Below are 18114 nucleotides of genomic sequence, written 5' to 3'. Positions count from 1 at the left end.
GCGAGGTATGAGCGAGGACTTGTATTGTAAAGCGCGACCCTTGTGGTAACGCCAAAAAAAATAATAACCATATTAAAAGTATCCTTTTTAAGGATTGAGATTTATGAAAGTAACCGAACATATTAAACAAGCTAAAGGGAATACGTTATTTTCGTTTGAAATTATTCCGCCGCAAAAAGGTAGAAATATTCAAGAGCTTTATGATAATATAGACCCATTGATGGAGTTTAAACCGCCATTTATTGATGTAACCACCTCGCGTGAGGAATATGTGTATATTGATAAAGGTGACGGGCTTTTAGATAGAAAAATAACGAGAATGCGACCAGGAACAGTTGGGATTTGTGCCGCTATTAAGCATAAATATAACGTGGATACGGTGCCGCATGTGTTGTGTGGTGGTTTTACGAAGGAGGAAACCGAGTATTTGTTGGTTGATTGCCATTATCTTGGTATTCAAAATGTTATGGCGTTGCGAGGTGATGCGATGAGTCATCAAAAATATTTTGAGCCTTCTAAGGGTGGACATCAGTTTGCTAAAGATTTGGTTAGGCAAATACAGAATTTAAATACTGGAAAATATTTACATGATGTGATGGAGGCTGAGCATAAATCGGACTTTTGTATTGGTGTTGCTGGGTATCCTGAAAAGCATATGGAAGCACCATCATTACAAACAGATTTGAGACGTTTGAAAGAAAAAGTAGATGCTGGAGCTGATTATGTGGTTACACAAATGTTTTTTGATAATGAAAAATATTTCAAGTTTGTAGAAATAGCTAAACAAGCTGGTATTCATGTGCCAATTATACCAGGAATTAAGCCAATTGCTGTAAAACGCCATTTACAATTATTACCGCAAGTTTTTAAAATTGATATTCCTGAAGAATTGATTAAAGAAGTAGAAAAATGTAAGGATAACGCTCAGGTTAGAGAAGTGGGTATTGAATGGGCAGTAAAACAATCTGAAGCACTTAAAAAAGCTGGAGTACCTGTTTTACATTATTATTCTATGGGTAAAAGTGATAATATAAAAGCGATAGCATCACAGTTGTTTTAAATATTCGGTTATTTTTGCTTCGCAAAATCTATTTATGAGGCTTTTTCTTTTTTGTGTTTTTCTTGTCTATTGTATTTTTTCTTTTTCACAAGAAAATCAAAACACATCATATTTTGATGTTAATTACTTTAAAGGGAATATTGCATTGCACAACAATGATATTCTTCATTTAATACAGGGGCATCCAGAAGGTTTTATTTTAAGTTGGAATAAAAAAACTTATGGGTTTAAGTATTGGGAACAACGTTTTAATTATCCAGATTACGGCGTTTCCTTTGCGTATCAAAATTTAAAAAATGATGTTTTAGGAAATGTACCTTCGATGTATGCGCATTATAATTTTTATTTTTTTAATCGTAACTTAATGTTTCGGATAGGTCAAGGTTTGGCATATACTAATATGCCCTATGATAAAGAAAATAATTTCAGAAATATTGCTTTTGGGTCTAATTTGATGAGTAGCACTTATGTGATGCTTAACTATAAAAAAGAACGAATTATTGATAATTTTGGTTTACAAGGTGGCTTGTCCTTTTTACATTATTCTAATGCCAATGTAAAAGCACCTAATGCGAGTATTAATTCGCTAACATTCAATTTAGGAGTTGTGTATAATTTGGATGATGAAGAACCAGAATTTCAAAAAACATTAGCGGAAAACGATAAAAAGTTTACAGAACCTTTAAAGTATAATATTGTATTAAGAGCTGGAGTTAATGAAAGTGATGTTGTTCGAAGTGGACAATTTCCATTTTATATTTTTTCTGGATATGTTGATAAACGACTTAACAGAAAAAGCGCTTTGCAATTTGGTACAGATGTATTCTTTTCAAATTTTTTAAAAGAATTGATTTATTATAAAAGTGTTTCATTTCCTGAAGAAGGTGTTTCAGGTAATGAAGATTTTAAACGTGTTGGCGTTTTTGTTGGACATGAATTGTTTGTAAACAAATCATCAATATTAACCCAGTTGGGTTATTATGTTTATTACCCATTTGACTTTGAAGGGAGAACGTATTTTAGAGTTGGATTAAAAAGGTATTTCGCTCAAAAATGGTTTGGAGCTTTAACTTTAAAATCTCATGGGGCTAAAGCAGAAGCTGTTGAATTTGGAATTGGCGTTAGGTTATGAAAAAATACATATACATCTTTTTTTTTAGTTTAATTTTTTCTTGCGATAGCGAAAATACTGGAGATTGTTTTCAAAAAACAGGAGCCATAATACAACAAGAAATTACAGTTGATGTGTTTGATAAAATTCTTGTAAATAGAGATATTGAACTCATAATATCCGAAGGTTTTCAGCAGAAAGTAATTATTGAAACTGGTAGTAATTTAATTAATGATGTTACAGCAGTTGTTGTAAATGGAAAGCTAACTTTAACTGATAATAATTCTTGTAATTTTATACGTGGTTACGGGATTTCGAAGGTGTTTATAACATCTCCAAACATCATTGAAATTAGAAGTTCGACACAATACGATGTAACTTCAAAGGGGGTATTGACTTATCCGAATTTAACTGTTTTTTCAGAAGATTTTAGTGTTCCAGATTCTTTTACTAGTGGTGATTTTAAATTACAAATTGATAATAATTCATTTAGTTTAGTTTTTAATAACTTATCTAATTGTTTTATTTCAGGTAGAACAAATACTATGAATATCACTTTTGCTTCAGGAACGTCACGATTTGAAGGAAGAAATTTATCGGCTCAAAATGTGACTATTTGGAATAGAAGTTCTAATGATATGATTGTAAATCCAATACAATCTATTGAAGGTAAAATATCAGGAGCCGGAAATGTTATTTGTGTCAATCAACCAACAAGTATTGAAGTAGAAGAGCAATACAAAGGGCGATTAATCTTTGAATAATTTAAAAGACTGTTTAGCGATTTCTAATTCCTCATTTGTAGGAATTACTAATATTTTAACTTTAGAAGCTTCTGAATTTAAAACTTTAATGTTTCCAGATCTTTCTTGATTTTTAATTTCATCAAGTTCAATACCCAAATAATTTAAATCGTTACAAACCATTTGACGAACTAACGCCGAATTTTCTCCAATACCAGCTGTAAAAATTATAGCATCTAAGCCATTTAAAATAGCGGTGTAACTACCAATGTATTTTTTTATGCGGTATACGTTCATTTCAAGTGCCAATTGGCAAGCTTTATTTCCTTTTTCAGCTTCTTTTTGAATATCTCTTAAATCGCTAAAACCAGTTAAACCTAACATACCACTTTTTTTTTGTAAAATATCGTTTACGTTGTCTAAACTATATCCAATTTTTTTAGCTAGATAGAAGATTATAGAAGAGTCTATATCACCAGATCGAGTTCCCATAATTAATCCATTATTCGGAGAAAATCCAAGAGAATGATCGATGCTTTTTCCATTTTTAATAGCTGTCATACTGCAACCATTTCCTAAATGAATACTAATTATTTTTTTTGAATTTTTTCTTCCTAAAAATTCGATAGCCTTTTCTGAAACGTATTTATGACTAGTACCATGAAACCCATATAAACGTATATGGTATTTATAAGTTAAATCAGTTGGAATAGCATATTTATAGGCATATTCGGGTATAGATTGATGAAATGCCGTATCGAAAACAGCAACTTGTTTTGCTTTAGTAAAAATAGATTCAGCAACTTCAATACCTTCTAAATTTGCTGGATTATGAAGCGGAGCTAAACTAGAAAGTGCTTTAATTTTTTCTTTCACTTCATTTGTTACTTCAGTAGTATTACTAAAGTAATTTCCACCATGTACCACCCGATGTCCAACAATATCAATAGCATCAGAGGATTTAATTAAGCTATATTTACTTTTTAAAAGTAGTTTAGAAACAAGTTCTAAGCCTTTTTTATGATTTGGAATGGCAGTTACAATTTCAATAGAATCATTTTCAGATTTAAATATAAATTTTGCATCATTAAAGCCAATACGTTCAATTAATCCAGAACATAAAACAAGTGCTTCTGGCATAGAAAATAATTGAAATTTTAAAGATGAACTTCCAGAATTTAAAACAAGTACTTTCATAGTTTAAATATCTTGAGCTTGAATAGCTGTAATGATAACCGTACTGTAAATATCATCCACTGTACAACCTCTGCTTAAATCATTCACAGGTTTATTTAATCCTTGTAAAACAGGACCAATAGCTAAAGCACCAGTTTCTCTTTGCACTGCTTTATAAGTGTTATTCCCTGTATTTAAATCAGGGAAAATAAGCACGCTTGCGTGTCCAGCAACCTCAGAATCTGGTAATTTGCTCTTCCCAATGCGCATATCAACTGCCGCATCATACTGAATTGGACCTTCAATTTTAATATTTGGAGCTTGTTTTTTAACAATTTCGGTAGCTTCTCTAACTTTTTCAACGTCGGCTCCTTTTCCAGAAGCACCAGATGAATATGAAAGCATGGCCACTTTAGGTTCAATTCCAAAATCCTTAGCGGTTTTAGCTGATGAAATGGCAATTTCTGCCAACTCTTGAGCATTCGGGTTTGGGTTAATGGCACAATCTCCAAATACAGATATTCTATCTTCTAAACACATAAAGAAAATAGAGGATACAATATTTACACCTGGTTTGGTTTTAATGAATTGCAACGCAGGTCGAAGTGTGTGTTGGGTTGTATGTACGGCGCCAGAAACCATGCCGTCTGCATGTCTTTTATGAATCATCATGGTTCCGAAATACGATACATCTGATATCATATCTCGTGCCATTTCCATATTCACGTTTTTATGTTTTCTTAGTTCATAAAGGGTTTTTACATAATCATCAAAATGTGGCGATTTTGTTGGAGAAACTATATTGATTTCATTTATGTTAAGTGGAATATCAAGTTTTTCGATAAGCTCTTTAATTTGGTCTTTTTCACCTAGTAATGTTAATTCTACAACATGTGCATCAATTAATCTAGCGGCTGCTCTTAAAACACGTTCATCATTGCCTTCTGGTAAAACAATGTGTTTTTTATTTTTTAAAGCACGTTGTAATAAATTATATTGAAACATTCTTGGAGTAAAAATATCAGATTCGAATGTTATTAAATCATTTGAAAGTTTATCGGTATCAACATGTTTCTCAAAAGTTGAAATAGACGTGTTTATTTTTTCAATATTCTCAGCATAAATTTTTGGTCTAATTGTTCCAATACTATTTGTTACAGAATAAGTGCCACCAGATACACTTATTATTGGTACGACGCTAGAAAGTCCTTCTATTAACTTTAAAATAGGTTCTTCAGGAATTAGGCCACCAGTTAAAATAATCCCCGAAATTTTAGGGTAGTTTTTTGAGATGTTAGCTTGAAGAGCTCCTAATATAATGTCAGCTCTATCCCCAGGTGTTATTACTAAAGCATTTTCTTTTAAATAGGTTAAGTAGTTACGAAGTTGCATAGCACCAACACTAAAATTTTCTGAAAGATTGTTTAACATGTCTTTACCAAAAAGAATTCTTCCATCTAATGATTTTACAATCTCTTTTATAGTTGGGCTAGATAGGCTATGAATAATAGGTATAACAGTAATGTTTGTATTTTTAATGCGTTCTTTTAATAAACTTTTTAACTCTTTTAGGTTCTCATGTTTTACTTTATTAGTCATTATTGAAAGCACATCTACCTCCTGTTTAAACGTATCAAAAGCTAATTGCACATTGTCAACAATTGTTTTTAGATCTCCTTTATCACCTCTTGTTACAATGATGACAGGAAGTCCCAAGTTTTTTGAAATTAATAGATTTAAATCTAATTCTATACTAGAATTTTCATGAGAGAAATCAGTACCTTCAACTAAAACAATATCAAATTGATTTTCTAAGTACTTGTATTTTCTAATAATTTCATCAATAACCTCTCCTGATTTGCCCTGATTGTATAAATTGAGAACTTCATTTCTGGTATAAGCAAAAGACTTTTTGTAATTGATATTTATTTCAAAATGTGAAAGTACCGTACTGATGTGGTTATCTAATTCGCCATATTCAAGATCATCTATAATGGGTCTGAAATAACCAACTTTTGCTGTTTTGCCCAAAAGCATTCGCATTAAACCAAGAACAACTATGGATTTTCCACTATTAGGCTCAATGGTTGCTACATAAATTCCTTTACTCATTGCTATTTTTTTTGCTTTAATACAAAGATACTTCGTTAACTTTTTTTAAAAACTTAGTTTGAATTATCTTAACACAAATTTAAGGTCTTATATTTCATGTAAAGATGACATTTGTCATGGTTGAAGTTATAAATATAAAAACCAAAAAAAACAAAGAAAAGATAAAAGAGAAATTTAAGAAGTTAGTTCTAAAAAAAGAGATTCTAAACTTGCATTTTTTTGATTTAGTTGAAGAATTTTTAGTTGATTCTCATGAGCAAAATCAAACACATAAGAGCGCATATCTTCAGAAGTTTTAAAAGTGATTTCGTAAACAAAATCATAGGTATTTACAACTTTGGCAACTTTAGGCAGTTTTAATAAAAATGCTTCTTCAATACGGTAATCAAATTCTACAATAACGGTTTGTTCTTTTTCATCTCTTAAGTCTTTTAGCTTTTTGTCTGCAACAATTTCACCTTTATTAATAATAATTACACGGCCGCACATAGCTTCAACCTCCTGCATAATATGAGTCGAAAGAAAAACGGTTTTAGTTTTGCCGATAGTTTTAATTAGGTTTCTAATATCTACTAATTGGTTAGGGTCTAAGCCTGTGGTGGGTTCATCTAAAATTAAAACTTCAGGATCGTGTAATAAAGCATTTGCTAGCCCAACGCGTTGACGATATCCTTTTGACAGCTGTCCTATTTTTTTATGAGACTCATTAGTTAATCCAGTAAGTAAAATTACTTCATCTATGCGTTCTTTTTCTACTTTGTAGATACTTGCATTAAAAGCTAAATACTCTTTAATATACATGTCTAAATACAACGGATTATGTTCTGGTAAATAACCAACACTTTTTTGAACTTGCACTGCATTTTTAGTAACATCAAATCCATTTACTTTTACCAATCCTTCGTTGGCATCAATATAAGTTGTTAAAATTTTCATCATCGTAGATTTTCCAGCGCCATTAGGACCAAGAAAACCAACAATTTCAGGTTTTTCAACTTTAAAAGACACCTTGTTTAATGCTTTTTGTTTACCATAAAGTTTTGAAACACCTGCTACTTCAATAGACATAATTAAAATTATTTGTTCAAAAATAATCGATTATATAATGTAAAGGAAGTTTTGATGTAAAATCTTTAAATCTTTTAAATAATTGAGAAAAAAGATTTTATTGTATTTTGATTTCTTAATTATTTAATTACTTTAGCGACATAATTACGACAATGACAGTATATTATACATATTTTAACAATTGGTTTTATTTCTTTTTTAGCAAAAGAAACGAGGCATTGTATGTATAATTTATAACTATAAATTTAAAATATGAGTCTCGATGAAAATCGAGACTTTTTTTTGTTCAACAATTGATTGAATACTTAAAATGAAACTAAATTTTGATTAACACAGTAGCCATACAAGGAGTAAAAGGATCTTTTCATCATATTGTGTCGCAGCAATTTTTTGACAAGCCTGTTGATGTTATTGAGTGTTTAACATTCGATATTGTTGTAGATTCATTAATCACAGAATCTTGCGATGCTGCTATTATGGCTTTAGAGAATTCTATTGCAGGATCTATAATACCTAATTACGCTTTAATTGATAAATATAACTTGCATATTGTTGGTGAACATTATTTAGATATTCAGCATAATTTAATGGCTTTACAAAACCAAGCCATATCTGATATTGCAGAAGTATATTCTCATCCAATGGCTTTATTACAGTGTAAAGATTTTTTTAAACATTATCCGCACATTAAATTAATTGAAGATAAAGACACTGCTGAGGTAGCTCAACGTATTCAAGAAAAGCAATTAAAAGGTGTTGGAGCTATAGCAAGTACCATGGCTGCTGAAATTTTTAATCTGGATATTTTAGCACATAGTATTCAAACTATAAAGCAAAATGAAACCCGATTTGCGATTGTTAAAAGGGTGAATTCTGAAGTGCCAGAAAATCAAATTAGTAAAGCTTCGGTGATGTTTGAAACTGATCATAAACGCGGTAGTTTAGCAGCTATTTTAAATGTAATGAGTGATTGTAAGTTAAACTTAACTAAGATACAATCGTTGCCAATTGTTGAAACTCCTTGGAAATATGCCTTTTTTGTGGATGTGACATTTGAAAAATATCAGGATTTTAGCAAAGCTAAATCTATTATAGATATTATGGGTGAAGGCTTTAAAGTATTAGGCGAATATAAAAATGCAAAGCTATGATTGAAGCAGCTAATAGATTGCAAACCGTTGAGGAATACTACTTTTCTAAAAAATTAAGAGAGGTAAATTTACTTATTGCTAATGGTAAACCTATAATCAATTTAGGTATTGGAAGCCCAGATATGCAACCACCACAAAAAGTAGTAGCTGCCATAGCAGATAGTTTTCAAAATCCTAATGCACATAAATACCAAAGTTATCAAGGGCTTCCAGAATTAAGAGAGGCAATGTCTAAATTTTACAAAGAGCATTTCTCTGTAAATTTAAGTTCGTCCACCGAAATATTACCATTAATGGGAAGTAAGGAAGGTATTATGCATATCTCTATGGCCTATTTAAATGAGGGAGATGAGGTTTTAATTCCAAATCCTGGATATCCAACCTATCAATCGGTTACAAAATTATTGGGTGCAAAAGGAGTGTTGTATGAATTAGACGAAGCTAATAATTGGTTGCCAGATTTTAATGCTTTAGAGAAATTAGACTTAACTAAAGTGAAGCTTATGTGGGTTAATTATCCGCACATGCCAACAGGAGCTCTACCAAAAAAATTTGTATTTGAAAAGTTAGTTGCTTTTGCAAAACGTCATAATATTTTAATTGTAAACGATAATCCTTATAGTTTCATTTTAAATGATTCTCCCAAAAGTATTTTAAGTGTTGAGGGTGCAAAAGAGGTTTGTTTAGAGCTTAATTCATTGAGTAAAACCTTTAATATGGCAGGTTGGCGTGTAGGTATGGTTGTGGGAGATAGTGTTCATATTAATAATATTTTGAAGGTAAAAAGTAATATGGATTCTGGGATGTTTTATGGCATTCAAAAAGGCGCTATAGAAGCTTTAAAATGCTCAAAAATGTGGTTTGCAACATTAAACAATGTTTATAAAGAGCGTAGAAATCTAGTTTGGCAATTAGCCGACGCTTTAAACTGTACTTATGATACAGAAGCTACTGGTTTATTTGTTTGGGCTAAGTTACCGCCAAATGTGAAATCTGAAGAATACATAGATTTGGTATTGAAAGAGAATCATATTTTTATAACACCTGGAACTATTTTTGGCACAAAAGGAGAAGGATACATCCGTTTTTCTTTATGTGCATCAACCGAAGCTTTAGGAGAAGCCATAGTAAGAGTTAAGTAATATGAAAAATATTTACATCATAGGGGTTGGTTTAATAGGTGGCAGTTTGGCTATTGATATTAAAAAGAATAATCCAGAGTTAGTTATTCATGGTATTAGTAGAAAAGAAACAACTTTAGACGAAGCTTTATCACTTAAATTAATAGATAAAAAAGCAACTCTAGATGATATCGAAAATGCTGATTTAGTGATCGTTTCAATTCCAGTAGATGCTACAGTGAAACTATTACCCTCTATACTAGACAAAATACCAGAAACAGGTTTGGTTGTTGATGCTGGTTCAACTAAAGTAGATATTTGCAAAGTTGTTGAAAATCATCCTAAACGCAGAAATTTTTTAGCAATGCATCCAATTGCTGGGACAGAATATTCCGGACCTAGTGCAGCAATATCTGGTTTATTTCAAGGTAAAACCAACATCGTTTGCGAAGTTGAAAAAACAACATTTAAACTTCAAGAAAAAGCATTAAAAATATTTACAGATATAGGGATGCGTATTCGTTACATGAATCCTGAGGCGCATGATAAACATATTGCATATATGTCCCATTTATCACATATCAGCTCGTTTATGTTAGGTAAGACAGTTATTGAAAAAGAAAAAAACGAACATGATATTTTTGATATGGCTGGCAGTGGTTTTGCATCTACAGTTCGTTTAGCAAAAAGTTCACCTGCTATGTGGACACCTATTTTTAAACAGAATAAAATCAATGTTATAGAAACATTGGAAGAGTATATTTCTAATCTCACGCATTTTAAAGACTTGATGAAACAAGACGATTTTGATGCTATTTTTAACGAGATGGAAAATACCAATCATATAAAAGATATTTTAAAAGGAATTAGTTAAGAGTAAAATTATGGAAAACAACAGAGAAATGAGAACGTGGTTAGATGATTTAAAATTAGATCATCCACTAGTAATTGCAGGACCATGTAGTGCAGAAACTGAAGAGCAAGTTTTAAAAATAGCACACGAGCTTAAAGATACAGATGTTAGTTATTTTAGAGCAGGTATTTGGAAACCTAGAACACGCCCAGGAATGTTTGAAGGTGTAGGTGCCTTAGGATTAAAATGGTTACAAAAAGTTAAAGCCGAAACTGGTATGAAAATTTGTACGGAAGTTGCCAATTCAGCTCATGTTAAATTAGCTTTAGAGCATGATGTAGATTTATTATGGATTGGTGCGCGCTCTACCGTAAGTCCATTTATTATGCAAGAAATCGCAGATGCTTTAGAGGGTACAGATAAACCAGTTTTAATTAAAAACCCTGTAAACCCTGATTTAGCTTTATGGTTAGGTGGAATTGAGCGTATTTATAAAGCCGGTGTAAAAAATATTGGAGCAATTCATAGAGGGTTTTCAACTTATGAAAAAACAAAGTACAGAAATAACCCTGAATGGCAAATGGCCATTGAGTTTCAAAATAAATATCCAGATATTCCTTTAATTAACGATCCTTCTCATATTACAGGAAAACGTGATATGATTTTTGATGTTTCTCAAACCGCTTTAGATTTAAATTTTGATGGATTGATGATTGAAACACATTACGATCCAGATAACGCTTGGAGTGATGCTGCACAACAAGTAACTCCAAAAACCTTAGTTCAAATCATGAAAGATTTGAAAATCAGAAAAGAAACTGATGCGGAGGCTGATTATAATAAGCAACTTGATAATTTAAGAGCACAAATTGATGTGGTTGATAATCAAATTATTGAGCTTTTAGGAAAACGTATGAAAGCTGCTGATGGGATTGGCGCACTTAAAAAATCTAAAAATGTAGCGGTTTTACAATCTAAACGTTGGAACGAAATTTTAGGTAAAATGGTACTTGAAGGCGAATCAAAAGGACTTAGTGAAGAGTTTATTTTGAAAATGTTTAAAGCGATTCATCAAGAATCAATTAATCATCAAGAAAAAATAATTAATGGTTAACACATAAAAAAAGCCTCGTATTGCGAGGCTTTTTTTTTAAGAAAAATTATTGTTTATTTCTTTTAAAAATAAATCGTGTAATAAAAATACCTTGACCATCGCCTTTACCAGCTTCACTTTCAACAGCACTGGTTACAAAAGCTAATTCCCAGCCTTCTTCAATCATAGTGTTAATTTTTGATTCAATTAAGGCATCATTGGCTGCAATATTTTGAAAGCGTATACCACCAAGATTGTAGAAGTTTAATAATTTAGTCTCATCAAAGCCTTTAACTCTAATTTCTGCTCTGTCAGATTTATTTCTCGTGTTGTCATCCTCAGTCTGAGTACTTGTAAAATCTTTGTAATTTTTTTGTTCATTGGCACTTATCATTCTAGAACGTCCTAAACCATTTGGAACAATAGACTCAACTGTAGTTACAACTTTATACTCTACTTGAGCATGTGTTTCGATAAAGGCAAATAAAGAAATGCTTAATAAAATTAATAATTTTTTCATGTTGTTGATTGGTTTTTTATGATTATGCATCCAATATAACCATTTTCTTAACACGAAAAGTTGTTAATTTGTAGTATAATTTTGATTAATGACAGGACAAGTATATAAATCTACCGGAAGCTGGTATACAGTTAAATCCAATTTAGGAAAAACTTACGAATGCCGAATAAAAGGGAAATTCCGTATAAAAGGCATTAAAAGTACAAACCCTATAGCGGTTGGAGATGTTGTAGATTTTGAATTGGAAACTGATAATAATCAAGTGTCTGGAGTAATTCATAAAATTCATGACAGAACCAATTATATAATACGTAAGTCGGTCAATTTATCAAAACAAACCCACATAATAGCCTCAAATATAGATCTTGTTTTTTTAATGATTACCATCAATAATCCGCCAACTTTAACCAGTTTTATAGATCGATTTTTAGTTACCTCAAATGCTTATTCTATCAAAACGGTTTTGCTTTTTAATAAAATAGATACTTATGATGAAGAAACTCTCAATGAAGTAAAATATTTAGCACATGTTTATAGAAATATAGGTTATGAGTGTATTGGGGTTTCTGCTAAAACAGGAAAAAATGTAGATAAGATAAAGGCCTTGATGCGAAATAAAATTACTATGTTTTCAGGGCATTCAGGTGTTGGTAAATCTACACTAGTTAATGCTATTGAACCCGATTTAAATATTAAAACAAAAGAGATTTCAACCTTACATATGCAAGGTCAACATACTACAACCTTTGCCGAAATGTTCGATTTGAGTTTTGGTGGTCAAATTATAGATACACCTGGTATTAAAGGTTTTGGTGTAGTAGATATGGATAAAGAAGAAGTGGGTGATTATTTTCCTGAAATTTTTAAATTGAAACAAGATTGTAAGTTTAATAATTGTTTACACATCCAGGAACCTAATTGCGCCATTAAAAACGCTTTAGATAATGATGTAATTGCATTCTCACGTTACCGTAGTTATTTACAAATTGTAGAAGGTGAAGATGAGCATTATAGAACTGATAGCTGGGAAAAGGAGTAAAATTTAATTTATGAAAGCTGTTATCCAACGCGTTTTAAAGGCAAGTGTAACTATAGAAGGCAACAAAGTAGCAAACATAAATAGTGGGCTTTTAATCTTATTAGGTATTGTAAATGATGATACTCAAAATGACATTGATTGGCTTTCAAATAAAATAGTTAATCTTAGAATTTTTGGAGACGAAAACAATGTGATGAATAAATCACTTTTAGATGTTGATGGCGATGCTGTAGTTGTAAGCCAGTTTACACTTTACGCTTCTACAAAAAAAGGAAACAGGCCAAGTTATATAAAAGCAGCAAAACCAGATATGGCCATTCCTTTATACGAATCTTTTGTAAAACAAATAGAAACAGATTTAGCTAAAAAAGTTCAAACTGGTCAATTTGGTGCCGATATGAAAGTTGAACTTCTAAATGATGGGCCAGTTACCATTATTATCGACTCAAAAAACAAAGAATAAATAGTATTAAATTTTTATATTTATAAACAATACAAATTCACATGAGTTTATTTCAAAATTCAGTTAAAGAAAAATTTCTAAACATTTTAAAAAAAGAGGTTGTTTTAGAGAAATGGACTATTTACAAAAATCATTTTCTAAATCCTGGTATTCAAGAAAATATTAGAAATAGCAAAGAAGAACAATATAAAGGAGAATTTTTAATTGATTTGTTAGTAAATGTTCTGGGTTATACTAAAAATCCAACTCTAAATTTCCAAAGAACTAATCAAAGAAAATTTGAGTTAGAAACTTTGCCTAAAAAATCACAAGATTGGTATTTGTTGTCTTATACAGATTTTATGAAAGAATTAGCCAAACTTAAAATAAAACTTACCTTATTTCAAGAAGTAGAATGGGAAGATTATTTTACAACATAACAACAAAAGTCTATTACCCCAAAAACCCAAATAGAAACTAAAGATTAACAAATAGACCAAATGGTTTGCCAACTTTATGGCTTAAATGAGAAGAAATTAATACTATAGAAAAGTATATAACACACTAAAAATGAACATACAAAACGCCCAAAAAATAGTTGATAATTGGATTAAAACCCATGGCGTTCGTTATTTTAACGAGCTAACAAATATGGCGCAACTTACCGAAGAAGTAGGCGAAGTGGCACGAATTATTGCACGCCGTTATGGGGAACAAAGTGAAAAAGAAAGCGACAAAGACAAAGATTTGGGTGAAGAGCTTGCCGATGTGTTATTTGTAGTTTTATGTTTAGCCAACCAAACCGGTGTCGATTTGCAAGAGGCTTTTGATAAAAGAATGGATAGGAAAGCAAAACGAGACCATGATAGGCATCATAATAACGAAAAATTAAAATAATTTATAAGTATATTTGAGCGCTTCTTTTAAGAGGCGTTTTTTTAATATACCATAATGAATATTACACTACAAAAATCTAAAATAGCTAAACAATCTTCGGTAGAAATTACAGGTTCTAAAAGTGAATCTAACCGTTTACTATTATTACAAGCATTATATACTGAGTTTCACCTTGAAAATGTTTCAAATTCTGATGATAGTGTTTTAATGACAAAAGCTTTAAAGTCAACTTCAAACCTTATTGATATTCATCATGCAGGTACTGCCATGCGATTTTTAACGGCCTATTTTTCAATACAAGAAGGTAGAGAAATCACACTAACAGGTTCTAAGCGCATGAAAGAACGCCCTATTAAAATTTTAGTAGAAGCACTTCAAGAACTAGGAGCAGACATCAGTTACATAGAAAATTCAGGGTATCCACCAATCAAAATAACTGGTAAAAAATTAACTAAAAACAAAGTGTCTTTAAATGCTAATGTAAGCAGTCAGTATATTTCGGCATTGTTATTAATAGCTTCAAAACTTGAAAATGGTTTAAAGTTAACTCTTGAAGGTAAAATTACTTCGGTGCCTTATATAGAAATGACATTAAGTTTGTTGGATGAAATAGGAATAGAAACTACATTTACAGTAAACAATATTACAGTAAAACCTTCAAATAAAATACTTCAACCTAAAATACTTACGGTAGAATCAGATTGGTCTTCAGCTTCATATTATTTTAGTATTGTTGCTTTAAGCGATGTGGGGACTGAAATTACATTATCCTCTTATAAAGAAAACTCACTTCAAGGTGATTCTGCATTAGTTGAAATTTATAAACATTTTGGAGTTAATACTATTTTTTATGATAATGAACTTACTTTAAAGAAAGAAACTATTAACATTCAACCTTTAGAATTAGACTTGAAAAATGCACCAGATATAGCTCAAACCATTGCAGTTACTTGTTTTGCTTTAGGTGTTGCATGTGATTTAACGGGGCTTCATACTTTAAAAATAAAAGAAACCGATAGGCTAGTAGCATTGAAAACTGAAATTGAAAAATTAGGTGGTCACGTTGAAATCACAGATGAATCTTTACATTTAACGGCTGCAAATACTATCAAAGAATCCATTACTATTTCAACATATAATGATCACAGAATGGCTATGGCATTTGCCCCTTTGGCTTTAAAAGTGCCTATTTTAATTGAGGATGCTGAGGTGGTTTCCAAATCATATCCAACCTTTTGGGATGATTTAGAATCTATCGGATTTAAAATAACTAAATAATAATCACGCTTTTACTTGACAACGCCTATTTTCAGATTGTATATTTGCATCCGTTTGTCATATAAATATATTATAAACGATTCAACAATTAAACAAATAAACGGTTCAACATGAAGTTATCACACTTTGGTTTTAATTTACCAGACGAATTATTAGCAGAATATCCAGCTGAAAACAGAGATGAGTCTCGCTTAATGGTTTTAAATAGAAAAGAGCAAACCATCGAGCATAAAATGTTTAAAGATATCATCAATTATTTCGATGAAGATGATGTTTTAATTTTAAATAATACTAAAGTTTTCCCTGCTAGATTGTATGGCAATAAAGAAAAAACAGGCGCTAGAATAGAGGTGTTTTTATTAAGAGAGTTAAATGAAGAGCAACGTTTATGGGATGTTTTAGTTGATCCTGCTCGTAAAATAAGAATTGGGAACAAGCTTTATTTTGGTGATGATGATACGTTAGTTGCTGAGGTTATTGATAATACAACTTCTAGAGGCCGTACGCTACGTTTTTTATATGATGGATCTTACAGAGAATTCCGTTTAAAATTAAACGAATTAGGTGAAACACCACTTCCAAAATACATAAAAAGATCTGTTGAGCCAGAAGATGAAGAGCGCTATCAAACTATTTACGCTAAAAAAGAAGGTGCTGTAGCTGCACCAACTGCTGGACTTCACTTTTCTAAGCACCTATTAAAACGTTTAGAAATTAAAGGTGTAAATTTTGCTGAGGTTACTTTACATGTAGGTTTAGGAACTTTTAATCCTGTTGAAGTAGAAGATCTATCTAAACATAAAATGGATAGTGAAGAGCTTACAATTGATGATAAAGCAGTTGAAATAGTAAATAAAGGCATAAAAAATAAAAGACGCGTTTGCGCCGTTGGTACCACAGTAATGCGTGCTATAGAAAGTTCAGTATCATCAAATGGAATGTTAAATGAAATTGATGGTTGGACGAATAAATTCATCTTCCCACCTTACGATTTCAGTATAGCAAACAGTATGATTTCAAACTTTCATACACCAAAATCAACTCTTTTAATGATGGTTTCTGCCTTTGCAGGTCATGATTTTATAAAACGTGCTTATGATGAAGCTGTTAAAGAAGGTTATAAATTTTATAGCTATGGCGACGCCATGTTGATTATATAATTTAAATTATAATTTTTGGGCCTCTTTTTTAAGAGGCTTTTTTTTAATCAGGGCATTACCAAAAAGGGTAGCACTTTAGGCTTTATATTTTTTGAAACTACACTAACTTCAAACAAAATATTTGGTTTCGTTAATCTCAAAAAAGGATTCTGCTGTAATCGCTAATTCGAAATTTAGTATCAATTCATAATTCGCAAATCAAAAATCGTAAATCGCAAATCCTTTCACTATTTTTGCATAAACTATGGTATCACAAAAAAAAGATATTCGAGCATTAACCAAAGAGCAATTACGAGATTTCTTTGTAAAACAGGGTGACAAAGCTTTTAGAGGCAATCAAGTTTTTGAGTGGCTTTGGCAAAAATCTGCACATGCTTTTGAGGATATGACGAATATCTCTAAAGAGACACGCCAAATGCTTGAAGATAACTTTGTTATCAATCATATTAAAGTAGATAACATGCAACGCAGTAGCGATGGTACCGTTAAAAATGCAGTAAGATTGCATGATGGTTTAATAGTTGAGTCTGTTTTAATACCAACTGCTACTAGAACAACGGCTTGTGTTTCTAGTCAAGTAGGATGTAGTTTAGATTGTAGATTTTGCGCAACAGCACGTTTAAAACGTATGCGTAATTTAAATCCAGACGAAATTTACGATCAGGTAGTAGCTATAGATAAAGAAAGTAGATTATATTTTAATAGGCCACTAAGTAATATTGTATTTATGGGTATGGGTGAGCCACTCATGAATTACAACAATGTTATAAAAGCTATTGATAAAATAACTTCCGATGAAGGTCTAGGCATGTCGCCAAAGCGAATCACAGTTTCAACTTCGGGTGTTCCAAAAATGATTAAAAAAATGGCTGATGATGATGTTAAATTTAATTTAGCAGTGTCACTACACTCAGCTATTGATGAAGTTCGAACTTCAATCATGCCATTTAACGAAACTTTTCCATTGAATGATTTGAGAGAATCTTTAGAATATTGGTACGAAAAAACAAACCGTAAAATAAGTTACGAATATGTGGTTTGGAAAGGTATAAACGATAGTCAAAAAGATATTGATGCCTTTGTTAAGTTTTGTAAACATGTACCCTGTAAAGTAAATATTATAGAATACAACCCTATTGATGATGGCGAGTTTCAGCAAGCAAATAACGAGGCTTTAGAAAACTATATTAATTCCTTGGAGAAAAATAGAATTGTAGTTAATGTTCGTAGAAGTAGAGGTAAGGATATTGATGCTGCTTGTGGGCAATTGGCAAATAAAAGCTAAATTTG

Annotated in this window: 18 protein-coding genes; 14 read left to right on the top strand and 4 right to left on the bottom strand. The window is 31.2% G+C overall.

The genetic code is table 11. The features are described from left to right. The first annotated feature begins 103 nt into the window (after positions 1–103). The 3 genes from metF to AC1XJX_RS08065 are packed head-to-tail and all read left to right on the top strand — an operon-like array spanning position 104 to position 2935. On the top strand, positions 104–1060 hold the full coding sequence (metF, locus tag AC1XJX_RS08075) for a methylenetetrahydrofolate reductase [NAD(P)H] (RefSeq protein ID WP_482003464.1): 957 nt from the start codon (positions 104–106) through the stop codon (positions 1058–1060). A 34-nt stretch (positions 1061–1094) separates the two neighbouring features. Continuing rightward, positions 1095–2192, top strand: coding sequence for an acyloxyacyl hydrolase (locus tag AC1XJX_RS08070; protein ID WP_482003463.1), 1098 nt, complete (start codon positions 1095–1097; stop codon positions 2190–2192). Then, positions 2189–2935 carry a head GIN domain-containing protein gene (locus AC1XJX_RS08065; RefSeq protein ID WP_482003462.1) on the top strand — a complete coding sequence of 249 codons (747 nt, stop codon included), beginning with the start codon at positions 2189–2191 and terminating at the stop codon, positions 2933–2935. The genes AC1XJX_RS08070 and AC1XJX_RS08065 overlap by 4 nt, the downstream gene beginning before the upstream one ends. Here the strand turns inward: AC1XJX_RS08065 and AC1XJX_RS08060 are convergent. The 3 genes from AC1XJX_RS08060 to gldA form a co-directional block, all read right to left on the bottom strand. Next, positions 2921–4111, bottom strand: a complete 1191-nt coding sequence (locus AC1XJX_RS08060; protein WP_482003461.1) for an acetate/propionate family kinase — start codon at positions 4109–4111, stop codon at positions 2921–2923. The two genes, AC1XJX_RS08065 and AC1XJX_RS08060, sit on opposite strands and share 15 nt — an antisense overlap. 3 nt (positions 4112–4114) lie before the next feature. Then, positions 4115–6202 carry a phosphate acetyltransferase gene (gene pta / locus AC1XJX_RS08055; protein WP_482003460.1) on the bottom strand — a complete coding sequence of 696 codons (2088 nt, stop codon included), beginning with the start codon at positions 6200–6202 and terminating at the stop codon, positions 4115–4117. A gap of 174 nt (positions 6203–6376) precedes the next feature. Beyond that, positions 6377–7270, bottom strand: a complete 894-nt coding sequence (gldA, locus tag AC1XJX_RS08050) for a gliding motility-associated ABC transporter ATP-binding subunit GldA (protein ID WP_482003459.1) — start codon at positions 7268–7270, stop codon at positions 6377–6379. A gap of 323 nt (positions 7271–7593) precedes the next feature. On the opposite strand from gldA, the gene AC1XJX_RS08045 reads away from it, so the two are divergent. The 4 genes from AC1XJX_RS08045 to AC1XJX_RS08030 are packed head-to-tail and all read left to right on the top strand — an operon-like array spanning position 7594 to position 11509. Then, positions 7594–8421 carry a prephenate dehydratase gene (locus AC1XJX_RS08045; protein ID WP_482003458.1) on the top strand — a complete coding sequence of 276 codons (828 nt, stop codon included), beginning with the start codon at positions 7594–7596 and terminating at the stop codon, positions 8419–8421. After that, on the top strand, positions 8418–9563 hold the full coding sequence (locus AC1XJX_RS08040) for a pyridoxal phosphate-dependent aminotransferase (protein ID WP_482003457.1): 1146 nt from the start codon (positions 8418–8420) through the stop codon (positions 9561–9563). Before AC1XJX_RS08045 ends, AC1XJX_RS08040 begins: the two co-directional genes overlap by 4 nt. Before the next feature lies 1 nt (position 9564). Continuing rightward, positions 9565–10416, top strand: a complete 852-nt coding sequence (locus tag AC1XJX_RS08035; RefSeq protein ID WP_482003456.1) for a prephenate dehydrogenase — start codon at positions 9565–9567, stop codon at positions 10414–10416. A gap of 10 nt (positions 10417–10426) precedes the next feature. Further along, the gene (locus AC1XJX_RS08030; protein WP_482003455.1) at positions 10427–11509 is read left to right on the top strand and encodes a chorismate mutase; all 1083 of its coding nucleotides are present in this window, start codon (positions 10427–10429) and stop codon (positions 11507–11509) included. 46 nt (positions 11510–11555) lie between these two features. Here the strand turns inward: AC1XJX_RS08030 and AC1XJX_RS08025 are convergent, their stop codons facing one another. Next, the gene (locus tag AC1XJX_RS08025) at positions 11556–12008 is read right to left on the bottom strand and encodes a hypothetical protein (RefSeq protein ID WP_482003454.1); all 453 of its coding nucleotides are present in this window, start codon (positions 12006–12008) and stop codon (positions 11556–11558) included. A gap of 88 nt (positions 12009–12096) precedes the next feature. Here AC1XJX_RS08025 and rsgA point away from each other — a divergent pair, with 88 nt between their 5' ends. The 7 genes from rsgA to rlmN all read left to right on the top strand — a co-directional run bounded on the left by rsgA (position 12097) and on the right by rlmN (position 18109). Beyond that, positions 12097–13047, top strand: coding sequence for a ribosome small subunit-dependent GTPase A (rsgA, locus tag AC1XJX_RS08020; protein ID WP_482003453.1), 951 nt, complete (start codon positions 12097–12099; stop codon positions 13045–13047). A 10-nt stretch (positions 13048–13057) separates the two neighbouring features. Then, complete coding sequence (gene dtd / locus AC1XJX_RS08015; RefSeq protein ID WP_482003452.1) at positions 13058–13510, top strand: D-aminoacyl-tRNA deacylase; 453 nt, start codon at positions 13058–13060, stop codon at positions 13508–13510. A 41-nt stretch (positions 13511–13551) separates the two neighbouring features. Beyond that, on the top strand, positions 13552–13929 hold the full coding sequence (locus AC1XJX_RS08010; protein WP_482003451.1) for a hypothetical protein: 378 nt from the start codon (positions 13552–13554) through the stop codon (positions 13927–13929). 130 nt (positions 13930–14059) lie between these two features. Continuing rightward, complete coding sequence (locus tag AC1XJX_RS08005; protein ID WP_482003450.1) at positions 14060–14386, top strand: nucleotide pyrophosphohydrolase; 327 nt, start codon at positions 14060–14062, stop codon at positions 14384–14386. A 54-nt stretch (positions 14387–14440) separates the two neighbouring features. Beyond that, positions 14441–15664 (top strand): 3-phosphoshikimate 1-carboxyvinyltransferase, encoded by a 1224-nt coding sequence (locus AC1XJX_RS08000; RefSeq protein ID WP_482003449.1) that lies wholly within the window; start codon positions 14441–14443, stop codon positions 15662–15664. A gap of 110 nt (positions 15665–15774) precedes the next feature. Further along, positions 15775–16824 (top strand): tRNA preQ1(34) S-adenosylmethionine ribosyltransferase-isomerase QueA, encoded by a 1050-nt coding sequence (gene queA, locus AC1XJX_RS07995; RefSeq protein WP_482003448.1) that lies wholly within the window; start codon positions 15775–15777, stop codon positions 16822–16824. 244 nt (positions 16825–17068) lie between these two features. Beyond that, entirely contained in the window at positions 17069–18109 is a 1041-nt protein-coding gene (gene rlmN / locus AC1XJX_RS07990; protein WP_482003447.1) for a dual-specificity RNA methyltransferase RlmN, read from the top strand. Positions 18110–18114: the final 5 nt, after the last annotated feature.

The organism is Flaviramulus sp. (assembly GCF_982512915.1).
Note: the sequence above shows the minus strand (reverse complement) of the source record. Positions and strands in the feature narration are given on the sequence as shown.

Coding starts and splice junctions, on each gene's coding strand:
- metF (WP_482003464.1), top strand. CDS start 104: ATGAAAGTAACCGAACATATTAAACAAGCTAAAGGGAATACGTTATTT.
- AC1XJX_RS08070 (WP_482003463.1), top strand. CDS start 1,095: ATGAGGCTTTTTCTTTTTTGTGTTTTTCTTGTCTATTGTATTTTTTCT.
- AC1XJX_RS08065 (WP_482003462.1), top strand. CDS start 2,189: ATGAAAAAATACATATACATCTTTTTTTTTAGTTTAATTTTTTCTTGC.
- AC1XJX_RS08060 (WP_482003461.1), bottom strand. CDS start 4,111: ATGAAAGTACTTGTTTTAAATTCTGGAAGTTCATCTTTAAAATTTCAA.
- pta (WP_482003460.1), bottom strand. CDS start 6,202: ATGAGTAAAGGAATTTATGTAGCAACCATTGAGCCTAATAGTGGAAAA.
- gldA (WP_482003459.1), bottom strand. CDS start 7,270: ATGTCTATTGAAGTAGCAGGTGTTTCAAAACTTTATGGTAAACAAAAA.
- AC1XJX_RS08040 (WP_482003457.1), top strand. CDS start 8,418: ATGATTGAAGCAGCTAATAGATTGCAAACCGTTGAGGAATACTACTTT.
- AC1XJX_RS08035 (WP_482003456.1), top strand. CDS start 9,565: ATGAAAAATATTTACATCATAGGGGTTGGTTTAATAGGTGGCAGTTTG.
- AC1XJX_RS08030 (WP_482003455.1), top strand. CDS start 10,427: ATGGAAAACAACAGAGAAATGAGAACGTGGTTAGATGATTTAAAATTA.
- AC1XJX_RS08025 (WP_482003454.1), bottom strand. CDS start 12,008: ATGAAAAAATTATTAATTTTATTAAGCATTTCTTTATTTGCCTTTATC.
- rsgA (WP_482003453.1), top strand. CDS start 12,097: ATGACAGGACAAGTATATAAATCTACCGGAAGCTGGTATACAGTTAAA.
- dtd (WP_482003452.1), top strand. CDS start 13,058: ATGAAAGCTGTTATCCAACGCGTTTTAAAGGCAAGTGTAACTATAGAA.
- AC1XJX_RS08010 (WP_482003451.1), top strand. CDS start 13,552: ATGAGTTTATTTCAAAATTCAGTTAAAGAAAAATTTCTAAACATTTTA.
- AC1XJX_RS08005 (WP_482003450.1), top strand. CDS start 14,060: ATGAACATACAAAACGCCCAAAAAATAGTTGATAATTGGATTAAAACC.
- AC1XJX_RS08000 (WP_482003449.1), top strand. CDS start 14,441: ATGAATATTACACTACAAAAATCTAAAATAGCTAAACAATCTTCGGTA.
- queA (WP_482003448.1), top strand. CDS start 15,775: ATGAAGTTATCACACTTTGGTTTTAATTTACCAGACGAATTATTAGCA.
- rlmN (WP_482003447.1), top strand. CDS start 17,069: ATGGTATCACAAAAAAAAGATATTCGAGCATTAACCAAAGAGCAATTA.